The 12,070-nt window shown below is 61.5% G+C and carries 12 protein-coding genes; 3 read left to right on the top strand and 9 right to left on the bottom strand.

What is annotated here, in order from left to right:
- Positions 1 to 28 precede the first annotated feature (28 nt).
- From ACSAMW_RS17515 to ACSAMW_RS17500, 4 genes are all read right to left on the bottom strand, one after another.
- On the bottom strand, positions 29 to 220 hold the full coding sequence (locus ACSAMW_RS17515) for a hypothetical protein (RefSeq protein WP_168085613.1): 192 nt from the start codon (positions 218 to 220) through the stop codon (positions 29 to 31).
- A gap of 11 nt (positions 221 to 231) precedes the next feature.
- Positions 232 to 654, bottom strand: coding sequence for a DUF3597 domain-containing protein (locus tag ACSAMW_RS17510; RefSeq protein WP_168085612.1), 423 nt, complete (start codon positions 652 to 654; stop codon positions 232 to 234).
- 83 nt (positions 655 to 737) lie between these two features.
- Positions 738 to 1,691 (bottom strand): sensor domain-containing diguanylate cyclase, encoded by a 954-nt coding sequence (locus tag ACSAMW_RS17505; RefSeq protein WP_500591375.1) that lies wholly within the window; start codon positions 1,689 to 1,691, stop codon positions 738 to 740.
- A gap of 1 nt (position 1,692) precedes the next feature.
- The gene (locus ACSAMW_RS17500) at positions 1,693 to 2,685 is read right to left on the bottom strand and encodes a response regulator (RefSeq protein ID WP_500591374.1); all 993 of its coding nucleotides are present in this window, start codon (positions 2,683 to 2,685) and stop codon (positions 1,693 to 1,695) included.
- Positions 2,686 to 2,962: 277 nt separating this feature from the next.
- On the opposite strand from ACSAMW_RS17500, the gene ACSAMW_RS17495 reads away from it, so the two are divergent.
- Positions 2,963 to 4,546: an aldehyde dehydrogenase (NADP(+)) gene (locus tag ACSAMW_RS17495; RefSeq protein WP_500591373.1), complete on the top strand. Its 1,584-nt coding sequence runs from the start codon at positions 2,963 to 2,965 to the stop codon at positions 4,544 to 4,546.
- Between the two features lie 52 nt (positions 4,547 to 4,598).
- On the opposite strand, the gene ggt is transcribed toward ACSAMW_RS17495, so the two are convergent.
- The 3 genes from ggt to mdaB form a co-directional block, all read right to left on the bottom strand.
- On the bottom strand, positions 4,599 to 6,266 hold the full coding sequence (ggt, locus tag ACSAMW_RS17490) for a gamma-glutamyltransferase (protein WP_500591372.1): 1,668 nt from the start codon (positions 6,264 to 6,266) through the stop codon (positions 4,599 to 4,601).
- Between the two features lie 92 nt (positions 6,267 to 6,358).
- The gene (locus tag ACSAMW_RS17485) at positions 6,359 to 7,255 is read right to left on the bottom strand and encodes a LysR substrate-binding domain-containing protein (protein WP_500591371.1); all 897 of its coding nucleotides are present in this window, start codon (positions 7,253 to 7,255) and stop codon (positions 6,359 to 6,361) included.
- Positions 7,256 to 7,275: 20 nt separating this feature from the next.
- Positions 7,276 to 7,860: an NADPH:quinone oxidoreductase MdaB gene (gene mdaB / locus ACSAMW_RS17480; RefSeq protein WP_500591370.1), complete on the bottom strand. Its 585-nt coding sequence runs from the start codon at positions 7,858 to 7,860 to the stop codon at positions 7,276 to 7,278.
- Positions 7,861 to 8,012: 152 nt separating this feature from the next.
- Between mdaB and ACSAMW_RS17475 the strand changes: the two genes are divergently transcribed.
- The gene (locus ACSAMW_RS17475; RefSeq protein ID WP_500591369.1) at positions 8,013 to 8,336 is read left to right on the top strand and encodes a putative quinol monooxygenase; all 324 of its coding nucleotides are present in this window, start codon (positions 8,013 to 8,015) and stop codon (positions 8,334 to 8,336) included.
- On the opposite strand, the gene mmsB is transcribed toward ACSAMW_RS17475, so the two are convergent.
- Both mmsB and ACSAMW_RS17465 read right to left on the bottom strand, forming a co-directional pair.
- Complete coding sequence (mmsB, locus tag ACSAMW_RS17470) at positions 8,321 to 9,208, bottom strand: 3-hydroxyisobutyrate dehydrogenase (RefSeq protein WP_500591368.1); 888 nt, start codon at positions 9,206 to 9,208, stop codon at positions 8,321 to 8,323. The genes ACSAMW_RS17475 and mmsB overlap by 16 nt on opposite strands.
- A gap of 9 nt (positions 9,209 to 9,217) precedes the next feature.
- A complete protein-coding gene (locus tag ACSAMW_RS17465) occupies positions 9,218 to 10,744 on the bottom strand; it encodes a CoA-acylating methylmalonate-semialdehyde dehydrogenase (protein ID WP_500591367.1) in 1,527 nt (508 codons plus the stop codon).
- Positions 10,745 to 11,054: 310 nt separating this feature from the next.
- Between ACSAMW_RS17465 and ACSAMW_RS17460 the strand changes: the two genes are divergently transcribed.
- Entirely contained in the window at positions 11,055 to 12,002 is a 948-nt protein-coding gene (locus ACSAMW_RS17460) for a LysR family transcriptional regulator (RefSeq protein ID WP_500591366.1), read from the top strand.
- Positions 12,003 to 12,070: the final 68 nt, after the last annotated feature.

The raw sequence follows: 12,070 nt of genomic DNA, 5'->3' as shown, positions 1-12,070 counted from the left end.
GGCCGCTCCTACAGGGTATTTCGTGCAATTAGCCGCGGCTGCGAGATTCGGTGCGGTCGCGCTCGCTGAGTTCAACAACGCGCTTGGCCGCTTCGACGTCGTCGTAGCGGTACTCGTTGTGTCCAGCCTCGTCAGTGATCTTGAAGGCCACCGACTTGTCTTTCCGCTGGGCTTCGCAAGGAATGTCACGCCCTTCGAGCTTTTGAATTTTCACAGCCATGGTCGTGCTCCTTACAGGAGGTCGGCAGGGACCGTACCGCCGTTGGTGGATACTTTCTGCAGAATGGCTTTGTGCAGCCACATATTCATTTCAGCAGAATCGCCCAGCTTGTCCGCAGGGCAGCCCAGTTCGTTGGCCAGCTCTTTGCGGTGTTCCAGGCTGCTGTCGATACCCAGCAGTTTCAACAGGTCGACCACTGAGGTGCGCCAGTTCAGCTTCTCAGCAGTGTGAGCCTGGGCCAGGCCGTCCAGCTTGGCGCCGACGTCTACTGCGCTGTCGGTACGTGGGGTGGTAGTGCCGGTCATAGGCGGAACACCACCGTCTACGCTGACGGGTGCAGTACCAGTAGGAGTAGGCGCGGTAGAGGCGGTGGTGGGCTGGGTGTCGTCGTGGCCGATGCCCAGCTTGCTCAGGATGTCTTTAAAGAAGCTCATCAATGTTTCCTCAAGGTGCGTTCAGGTCTTTTGTGGACCCCCACCCTGCGCGGAAAGTTTGATCGCTGTGACCACCGCACCGTTTACGCGAACACCGTTACCCGGTTTCGGCCGCTGCGCTTGGAGGTATACAGGGCCTGGTCGGCGCGTTCGATCAGCTCTTGGTAGTCCGCCACGGGGCGGCGCAGGTCTGCCACGCCCAGGCTGATGGTGAACCGAATGGCTTGGTTGTCGTGGGTGACCACCAGCTCTTCGATGGACGCACGCAGCCGCTCTGCAAGGATTTGCCCACCCTCCTTGTTTGTGTCTGGCAGCAGCAGCGCAAATTCTTCGCCGCCGTAGCGCCCGCAAATGTCCGAATCCCGCACATGCTCGCGCACCACATCCGCCACGCGCTGGATCACCCGGTCCCCGGCAGGGTGCCCGTAGGTGTCGTTCACCTGCTTGAAGTGGTCGATGTCGAACATGATCATGGTGCAGTCGTTGCCGTAGCGGCTGTGCCGGGCGTACTCGTGTTTGAGGGCCTCTTCCCAATGGCCCCGGTTGTACAGCCCCGTGAGCCTGTCTGTACTGGAAAGCTTCTGCAGCTGGGCGTTCACGGCCTGCAACTGGCGGCGGTTGGTGGCCACTTCGGTCACGTCGTATACCACCAGGCAAATGTGCTCCACCTGGTTGTTGATGGAGCGCAGGGGGAACAGCGAGGTGTTCTGGTACATGAACGGCTCGGAGCCGGTGATGGGCCTGTAGGTGTCGAACTTGAGCAGGTAAGGGCGCTGTTCCCAGATGGTGAAGGTAGGCGACCCCAGAGTGACCACGCTGTCCACCTTGCGGGTAAACCAGGCCCGGTCCACTTCTTCGAACAGGTCGAAGAAGGACTTGCCCTGGGCTTCACGTGCGGGCACGCCCGAATGGTTTTCAATGAACGTGTTCCACACGGAAACGTTGTAGGAGCGGTTGAAGACAACCACGCCCACGTCGATGGTCTGGGCAATTGCCAGCAGCCAGTGGAGCTCGGTGATGTCGAGTGTTCTGTTCATGTCAGTTCATCATGTACTCAAGCTTGCCCTTGAGTCTAGGCAACGAGGTTTCGGTAAACAGCAGCAGCAGGTCGAAATGAACGTCGTGCCCCTCCACGCTGTAGCTGATTTCCACGGCCAGGGTCTGCCTCCAGCGGTGCCGGTTCAGGCTGATCAGGTCTTCGATGCGGGCGTGCTCGCCCAGCAATTGCGGGTGGCTGAAGGAAAACCCTACGTCGATCTGCTCGCCGATGCCGCTCAGGCAGGCGCCGATCAGCAGGGCTGACAGGTCCAGCACCATTTCGGACGCGGTGCTTTCCTGATAGTCCTGGCGCATCAAACGAGCCATGTCTGCCAGATTGCTGTCGTGGAACATCAGCAGCGCCTCGCCCGCGATGCCTTCACCAAGGTAGCCCTGGCAGATGGCCGTAAGCTGGTTGCCGCGCTGCGCGTCGGCCAGGGCCATGTGCAGCTCCCCCACCTCCAGCACGTTCACGTTGGGAATGGGCAGCTCAATAAACACATTGAGCACTTTGGCCAGCAAGGCGGCAGCCCGGCCCATGGCCACGTTGACGGTTTCCCGGAACGCGTCATTGAAGTTCACGGACATGTCCGCGCCGAATTGCCCGGCGATGCCTTGGCCCTGGCTATGCAGGCCACACCGGGCCAAGGCTGCGCGAAGCTCGTCGGCATTGGCAGGCTTTTTCAGGAACGCCGTTGCCCCCAGGGCCAGCACCCGGCGTACGGCTTCATCCTGCACATCGCCGGACACCACGATCACTTGCGCCTGCAGCCCTTCCTTGCGGATGGCCGCCAGCACTTCATACCCGTCCATTTCAGGCATGGTAAGGTCGAGCAGCACGACCTTGCCCAGCCCCTGTCGAATGGCATCCAGGCCCTGCTGGCCGTTTTCGGCCTGGGTCACGGACAGCTCAAGCCCTTCGGGCAAAGCGCGCAGCAATTGCTTGCGCGCCATGTTTGAATCATCACAAATCAGCAGAGGTACAACAGCCATTGAGAGTTAGTCCCGTTAAAGGCCCTGCAGGTAGAGGCTTGCGGCACTGTAAACAGAGCGGCGGCACCGCGCCAGCGCTTTGGTGCATGTGTAGCGATTACAGGTAAAAACTGCCATGCGTGCTTCACTACACACGCTGGCCTTTATAGCATCGGCTTGGACATCAGCCCCTGCAGTTGTATGATGTCCGGCAACACCTCTAGAAGCGGCCATGCCTGAGGGCGTTTACCTTGGCATTGCCTAAGCTTCTTACCGTTAACCGAACAAGGAGACAACAATGCCTGACGTTCTCGGACACAACTTTATCAACGGTGCCCGTAGCGCCGCCGGCCAAGCCAGCCTTCAAAGCATAGACGCTAGCAGCGGCGAGGCCCTGCCTTATGCGTTCTGCCAAGCCACAGACGCTGAAGTGGACGCTGCTGCCAAAGCCGCAGACGCCGCTTACCCAGAATTCCGCCAGCTGAGCCCGGCCCGCCGCGCCGAGTTCCTGGACGCTGTAGCCGATGAACTGGACGCCCTTGGCGACGAGTTCGTGGCCATCGTGTGCCGTGAAACGGCCTTGCCTGCTGCCCGTATCCAGGGTGAGCGTGGCCGTACCAGTGGCCAGATGCGCCTGTTCGCCAAAGTGCTGCGCCGTGGGGACTACCTGGGTGCCCGCATCGACCTGCCGCTGCCGGACCGCAAGCCTCTGCCACGCCTGGACCTGCGCCAGTACCGCATTGGTGTGGGCCCAGTGGCTGTGTTCGGTGCCAGCAACTTCCCCCTGGCCTTCTCCACGGCCGGTGGTGACACCGCCTCGGCGTTCGCAGCCGGCTGCCCGGTGGTGGTAAAAGCCCACAGCGGCCACATGGCCACGGCTGACCTGGTTGGTACCGCCATTACCCGTGCTGCCGAAAAAACCGGCATGCCCAAGGGCGTGTTCAACATGATCTTCGGTAACCGCGTAGGCGAAACCCTAGTCAAGCACCCGGCTATCAAGGCCGTGGGCTTTACCGGTTCCCTGGGCGGCGGTACGGCGCTGTGCAAGATGGCCGCCGAGCGCCCCGAGCCCATCCCGGTGTTTGCCGAGATGTCCAGCATCAACCCGGTGATTCTGCTGCCGGAGGCCCTGAAAGCCCGTGGCGCAACTGTCGCCAAGGAACTGGCCGGTTCGGTGTGCATGGGTGCGGGCCAGTTCTGCACCAACCCAGGCCTGGTGATCGGTGTTAAATCTGCCGAATTCACCACCTTCCTGGACGCGCTGAAAACCGAGATCGGCGGCCAGGCGGCACAGACCATGCTCAACGCGGGCGGTCTGAAGAGCTACAGCGGCGGCGTGGCACACCTGCACGGCCACCCTGGCATTACCCACTTGGCCGGTAACGCCCAGGAAGGCAACCAGGCGCAGGCTCAGCTGTTCAAGGCTGACGTGTCGCTGTTGCTCAATGGCGATGCCCTGTTGCAGGAAGAGGTGTTCGGCCCTACCACCGTGGTGGTGGAAGTGGCGGATGATGCTGAGCTCAAGCAAGCCCTGCTGGGCCTGCGTGGCCAGCTGACGGCAACCTTGATTGGTGAGCAGTCGGACCTGAGCACTTACCAGTGGCTGGTGCCGATTCTGGAGCACAAGGTAGGCCGCATTCTGGTGAACGGTTACCCGACCGGTGTGGAAGTGTGTGAAGCTATGGTGCATGGTGGCCCATTCCCGGCCACCTCTGATGCACGCGGCACTTCGGTAGGTACTTTAGCGATCGACCGCTACCTGCGCCCGATCTGCTTCCAGAACTACCCTGATGCGCTGTTGCCTGAAGCCCTGCAAAACGCCAACCCATTGGGCCTGCAGCGCCTGGTGAACGGCGAGTGGAGCACCCAGCCCATCGCCTGAGCGCTGAGCTGAGCTGAACGGGTGGCCGCCTTTCGGGGCAGCCACCCTGCTCCTACTTAACGATACGCCCCTCTCCCCGCCCACGTGGGTCTGACGCGGTTTCAACCGTGCCGTTATCCACCCGTATGGCCTGTACGTTCCCCATCAGCCAGCCCTGGTCTTTCAGGGTGTAGCCCATTGCGTTGAGTTCGTCCGCTGCCGGCCCTTTCAAGGGGGCCATGGCGTCGTAGTAGATCGTGTCCTTGGGCAGCAACTGGTGGTGCACCCGCTGCACGGTCACGGCTTCCACCAGCGACAGGTGATAGTCGTACAGGTTGTTCAGCACTTGGAACACCGTTGTGAAAATACGAGAGCCCCCTGGCGTGCCCACCACCAAGGTGACCTTGCCATCGCGCGTGACAATGGTAGGGCTCATGGACGACAGCATGCGCTTGCCTGGGGCAATGGCGTTGGCATCGCTGCCTACCACGCCGAAACCATTGGCCACGCCAGGCTTGGAACTGAAGTCGTCCATTTCATCGTTCATCAGGAAGCCTGCGCCCTTCACCACCACGCCACTGCCGTAGTCGAAGTTCAAGGTGTAGGTGTTGCTCACCGCGTTACCGTCCTTGTCGATCACGGAGAAGTGCGTGGTCTGGTGGGTTTCCAGGCCAGGGCGCACCTTGTCGGTAGGCGAAATGGCGGTAGGGTTGACCTCCGCGGCACGGCGGTCCAGGTAAGCCGGTGCGGTAAGCATAGCCACGGGCACCTTGTTAAAGTCCGGGTCGCCCAGGTAGTCGGCACGGTCAGCAAACACGCGCTTTTCGATCTCGGCCAGCAGGTGAATGTAGCGCGCGGAATTCAGCGGCACGCCTTTGAAGTCCTCGCTGCGGCGTTCCTTGATACCCAGCAACTGGGCCAGGGCGATGCCGCCCGAACTGGGCAACGGCGCGGTGTACACTGTGTTGCCGCGCCAGTCGATGGCCAGGGGTTCGCGCCAGTGGGCCTTGTAGCCCCGCAGGTCGGTTGCTGTAATCAGGCCCTTGTCGTGCTGCATTTGCGCGACCAGCAGCTTGGCGGTGGTGCCCTGGTAGAACTCGCTCACGCCATGGTCGGCAATGCGCTGCAGGGTTTGCGACAGCTCCGGTTGCTTGAAGCGCTCGCCGGTTTTCAGGTTGCCGAAATAGTCGCCAAAGTTGGTGCTGCCGTTGAACAGCCCCAACGCGTCTTCACGGTATTGGTACTGGGTTTCAGCCACAATAAAGCCACGCCTGGCATAGCCGATGGCCGGGATCAATAAGTCACGCCAAGGCAACTTGCCGAAACGCTGATGCGCTTCCCACAGGCCCATGACCGTGCCGGGTACACCCGCCGCCTTGGCCCCCACTAGGCTCATGTTAGGCACCACCTCGCCCTTGTCGTCCAGGTACATGGTCTTGGTGGCGGCCTTGGGGGCTGTTTCCCGGTAATCCAGGAAGTAAGGCTTACCCTTTACGAACAAGGTCATGAAGCCACCACCGCCCAGGTTGCCGGCCTCAGGGTAGGTGACGGCCAAGGTAAAGGCCGTCGCGACCGCCGCATCCACGGCGTTGCCGCCTTGCTTGAGAATGGCCTCGGCCACTTCCGCGCCGTAGCGGTCTGGGGAGGCGACTGCGCCAGCGGGCAGCACGCTGGCCCAGGTAGTGGAAGACACAACAAGCACTGCTGTGGACAGCAGGGTTTTGCACAGTACAAGACGCATGGGTTGTCCTTGTGTGGGAAATCCTTCTCCCATTAAGGCTTATAAACGGCGCAGGGGCAAAGCAGTGCCGCAATTTCCATAGCGGGGGCTTTTTACCGGGCGTATGCCCTGAGCTTGTCCTGCATGAAGTCCAGGAAGCACTGTATGCGTAGCGCCAGCTGCGTATTGCGGTAGTACACCGCATGAATGGGCTGCGGGTAGCCACTGTTGTGTTCGGCCAACAGCACGCGCAGACGGCCCTGCTGAATGTCGTGGTGGGTCATGAAGTGGGACAGGCATACGATGCCCTCTCCCGCCAGCGCCAGCTCGCGCAGGGTGTCGCCGCTGGAGGCCGACACCGCCGGGTTGATGGGCAAGCGGTCGCCCCCGGCGTGGTGCAAAGGCCATTGGTTGAGGCCTTCGTTACGGGTGAAGCCCAGCAAGGAATGCCTTGCCAGGTCGTCCACTTCAACAGGCACGCCCTGGCGCTTCAGGTACGCCGGGCTGGCCAGGACATTGCGCGGGCTGCTGCCCAGGTAGCGGGCGCGGAGGGTCGAGTCCGCCAACGCACCGATGCGAATCGCCACGTCGGTGTTCTCCTCCAGCAGGTCGATGATCAGGTCGTTGGTGTTCAGCTCAAGGACGATATCGGGGTAGCGCTGCCGGAACTCGGCCACGTGGGGCACCACGGCATGCAGCATGAAGGGTGACGCCGCGTTGATACGCAGCCGGCCAGACGGTGCCTGCTGACGCAGGGCAAGGTGTTCCTCTAACGCTTCCATGTCCTGAAGAATGGCCTTGGCCCGCTCGAAGAAGTACTTGCCCTCCTCGGTCAGGCTCATGCGCCGGGTGGTGCGGTTGATCAGGGTGGTGCCCAGCTTGCCTTCCAGCCGCGCCAGGGTTCGGCTTACCGCTGAGGGCGACTGCCCGGCCTGTTCGGCGGCGGCTGACAGGGAGCCGCTTTCGATCACTGCGATAAACAGCTGGAGTTCGTCGGACCGGGCTTTCACATAGGTGGCTCTGTTGTGGTTCACAGCCCTTTTAGCACAGTCTCCAGGTGCTGTTGATAGCGCGCCACGTCGGCTTCGATGTTGGGCCGCTTCATCACATCCACAGCCAGGAAGGTGGGCAAGGCAGCCAGGCCCAGAAACTCATTGGCCTTGTGGAAGGGGAAATACACGGCATCCACGCCTTTGCCTTCAAAGAAGTCCGCCGGGTCGTCAAAGGCCTGCTGCGGCGCATTCCAGGTGGCGGAAATCATGTAGCGCTTGCCCTGCAGCAACCCCCCACTCCCGTACCGTTGAGACGCATCGGAGCGGGTGCGGCCATCGTTTGCATACAGGCTGCCGTGGCCTTGGGTGAAGACCTCGTCCAGGTACTGCTTGACCGTCCAGGGCGCGCCCATCCACCAGCCGGGCATCTGGTAGATGATCACATCTGCCCACAGGTACTTCTCCACTTCAGCGGCGGTGTCATAACCACCGTCGATAAAGGTATCGTTCACGGTGTGGCCCGCTTGGCGTAGCCAGGCCAGGGCGGCTTCATGCAAGGTTTCGTTGTAGCGGCCATCGGAGTGGGCAAATCGCTTGCCGCCATTCAGTAAAAGCACGTTCATGTACTGCACCTCAATCGTTTCGAATGGGCGCAGGTTAACGGCCATGAGCGCTTGGAAAAAGGCAGGTTCACGCAATTGGCTTGTTCCGCCGATGCACGAATGTTTTAGGTATTGTTGCGCCAGGCTAACCATCTCTTCATTGGAGGCACCTTATGAGCACCCCCTATGCATTCATCCTCACCGCCAAAACCCGCCCTGAAAAAGCAGAAGCCTTCAAGGCACTGTTCGAAGGGTATGTAGCGGCCAGCCGCGAAGAGCCTGGTTGTATCGAGTACCACATGCTGCAGGATGAACAGGACCCAACCCTGTTCATCTTCTATGAAGTGTGGGCCAGCAAGGCCGCGCTGGACGTGCATGCCGCCTTGCCCCACATGACAGCCTTCGCCGAGCAGCGCATGGACTACTTGGAGCAGGACCTGAAGGTTCAGACCATTCGCATGCTCAGCCCAGCCTCTTCCACTCACTCAGCGGCCTGATACCCCTGCACGATGGCGGAGAAATCCAGCCCACCATCACCCCGCAGGTTCATGGCCTGGTACAGCTGCTGGGCCAGCGCCCCCATCACTACGGGCTGCTTGGCCTGGCGCGCGGCCTCTGTGGCCAGGCCCAAGTCCTTGAGCATCAACTGCGCACCGAAACCGCCGGTGTAGCCCCGGCTGGCAGGCGCTGTGGCCACAATGCCTGGCCAGGGGTTATAGGCTTCAGAACTCCAGCACCGGCCGGTGGAACTGTTGATTACCCCGGCCAGCACCTGCGTATCAATGCCCAAGGCGTTACCCAAGGCCATGGCTTCGGACACGGCAATCATGGAAATGCCCAGCAGCATGTTGTTGCAGATTTTCGCCACCTGCCCCGTGCCCACCTCCCCGCAATGCACAATGTTCTTGCCCATCTGCGCCAGCACCGGCTGCAAGGTGGCGAACAATGCCGGGCTGGCGCCTACCATGAATGTCAGAGTGCCCGCCTGGGCCCCACCGGTGCCGCCTGACACCGGTGCATCGGCAAAGTCCACGCCCTGCTTCGCCGCCGCAGCGTGCAGGTCGCGGGACGTCTGCGGGTCGATGGTGCTGCAATCCACCACCGGCGTACCGGCACGAACACCCCCCAGCACGCCATCTTCCTGCTGGAACACGGCACGTACGTGGGCGGCCGCGGGCAGCATGGTGATCACCAGTTCTGCCTGCTGGGCAGCCTGGCGGGGGGACGTTGCCACCTCGGCGCCCAACTGGCCCAGCTCGCCTAGCACGCTCTGGTTGAGGTCGAACAGCACCAGGCTGTGGCCGGCATTGATCAGGTTGCGGGCCATGGGCGCGCCCATATTGCCCAGGCCGATAAAGGCGATTTTCATGACAACCCCTTAGCGCAAATGAATGGTGGTGTTAACGCCCGTGTTCACGCTGGCATCGTCGAACCAGCGGGCCGTGACGGTTTTGGTCTGGGTGTAGAACTGCACCACTTGCTTGCCGTAAGGCCCCAGGTCGCCCAGCTTGGACCCACGTGAACCCGTAAAGCTGAAGAACGGCACCGGTACTGGGATGGGGATGTTGATGCCTACTTGGCCCACGTCGATTTCACTCTGGAACTTGCGCGCTGCCGCGCCACTTTGCGTGAACAGCCCTGTGCCATTGCCAAAGGGGTTACGGTTCACCAAGGCGATGGCCTCGTCCAGGGTGGCCACCTCCAGCACCACCAGCACGGGCCCGAAAATCTCTTCGGTGTAGATACGCATGTCCGTGGTCACGCCGCTGAACAGCGTGGGCCCCACGAAATTGCCCTGCTCGAAGCCCGGCACCTGCACGCCACGCCCGTCCAGCTCCAGCGTGGCGCCTTCCTGTACGCCGCTTTCGATCAAGGCTTCGACTCGTGCCTTGGCCCGGGTCGAGATCACCGGCCCTACGTCCGTGCCCGGCTCGCTGCCGGCGTTTACCTTCAATTGCTGCGCCAGTGCCTTCAGGTCCGGTATCCATTCACGGGTATTGCCCACCATGACCGCCACCGACGTCGCCATGCAACGTTGCCCAGCCGCGCCAAACGCCGCGCCTACCAAGGCATTGAGGGTTTGCTCACGGTTCGCGTCTGGCAACACTACCGCGTGGTTTTTCGCCCCCATCATGGCTTGCACGCGCTTGCCGTGCTGGCCCGCCAAGTTGTACACATGGGTGCCCACGGCCGTTGAGCCTACGAACGACACGGCTTTGATGGTGGGGTGGGTGCACAGGGCGTCTACCACCTCCTTGCCGCCGTGGACCACGCTCAGTACCCCTGCCGGCACACCGGCTTCCAGGGCCAGCTCCACCAGCAGCAGGGTGGAGAGCGGGTCCTGCTCGGAGGGCTTGAGCACAAAGGTATTGCCGCACACGATGGCCATGGGGAACATCCACAGCGGAATCATGGCCGGGAAGTTAAAGGGCGTGATACCGGCACACACACCGATGGGTTGGCGCAGGGTGTAGGTGTCCACACCGCCAGCCACATTCTCGGCAAATTCACCCAACTGCAGGCTGCCGACCGAACAGGCGTGCTCCACTACTTCAAGGCCCCGGAAAATATCGCCTTCGGCGTCGGCCAGGGTCTTGCCCTGCTCGGCACTCAATACCGCGGCAATGCGTTTGCTGTGCTCGCGGATCAGCGCCTGCAGCTTGAGCATGATGCGCATGCGGGCGCCAATGGGCGTGGTGCGCCAGGTGGCAAAGGCCGCTTGCGCGGCGCTTACGGCGGCATCGACTTCCGCAGGGGTGGCGAAAGGCACCCGAGCCAGCACTTCTTGGGTGGCGGGGTTGACCACGTTTTGCCAATCGCCACTTTGGGAATCTACCCATTGCCCGTCGATCAGCAGCTTGACTGTCTCAACCCGTGCACCGTCGCCTGGTAGGGACGCATTCATGTAAACCTCCATCGTCATTGTTGTTATTAGGCTGCGTACGAAAAGTTTTGACGCGAAGGTCAGGCCGGGCCGCGCAGGCAAGGCGAAAACAGGCGAGGAAGCGGACTGGGCCCGCACTCGGGTTTACTGATTGTAAATGAGCATTCCGAGCCTAGGCGGCCCCACCTGCTTTCAACGCAGCATCACCGAGTGTCAGGACTTTTCGTACGCAGCCTAGGGCATACGCCCTTGGTAGGGGTGGCACTGGCAGCCTAGGTCCAGTATAGGTAGGCAAAATTCCAACAAGAACGCAGATATAAGCCAGACCATCATGCAGAAACACATCACGTCACTGGCAAGCCTGAACTGGGACGACCTCAAGTTTTTCCTGGAAGTGGCACGCCTGCGCAAAGCCAGCAGCGCGGCCAAGCGGTTGGGGGTCGACTACACCACGGTGTCGCGCCGAATTACCGCCCTTGAGGCCTCCCTGGGCACGTTGCTGTTCGAGAAGTCCCGCACCAACGGTTTCAGCCTCACAGCAGAAGGGCAGCGGTTGCTGGGGTATGCCGAGTCCATTGAAAGCACGCTGCACATGGCCTGCGAGCAAGTGACCGGCTCGGGCCTGGCGTTGTCCGGGCATGTGCGCATGGGGTGTACCGAAGGGTTTGGCAGTTTCTTTATCACGCCCGTGCTTAGCCGCTTTGTGGAGGCCTACCCGGCCATTTCCATCGACATTCTGCCGCTGCCCCACTTCATCAGCCTGAGCAAACGCGAGGCCGATATCGTGATTGCCCTGGAGCGGCCCGAACATGGCCCTTATGTGTGCTGCAAACTCACCGACTACCGGTTGCAACTGTACGCCACTGCTGACTACCTGGCCCGCCACCCGCCTATCACTGACGTGTCGCAATTGGCCGGGCACCCCTTTGTAAGCTACGTGGACGACCTGGCCTTCAGCGCCGAGCTGCTGTACCTGAGCCACCTGCTGCCTACGGCCAACGCACGGCTGCGCAGTACCAGCGTTGTGGCCCAGATGATCGCAGCGCGCCAGGGGCATGGGTTGGCCATACTGCCCTGCTTCCTGGCGTGTGAAGCGCCTGAGCTGGTGCCGGTACTGCCCGAGCAGGTGTCGGTCACGCGGCAGTTCTGGATGTATTGCCGGGAGGATTTGCGCAAGTTGAAGCGGATTACGTTGTTGTGGGATTACATCCGTGAGGTGACGGAGCAGAACCAAGGGTTGTTGATGGGGCAAACGCGGGAGATGAGGTTTGCTGAGTGATCTGTCCGACAAGAAATCAGGGTGGCCCATCGTAACGAGGTAGCGGGTCGTTGCCAACTTTTGTGACG

This window comes from Pseudomonas sp. AB39(2026), from assembly GCF_059831485.1.
Note: the sequence above shows the minus strand (reverse complement) of the source record. Positions and strands in the feature narration are given on the sequence as shown.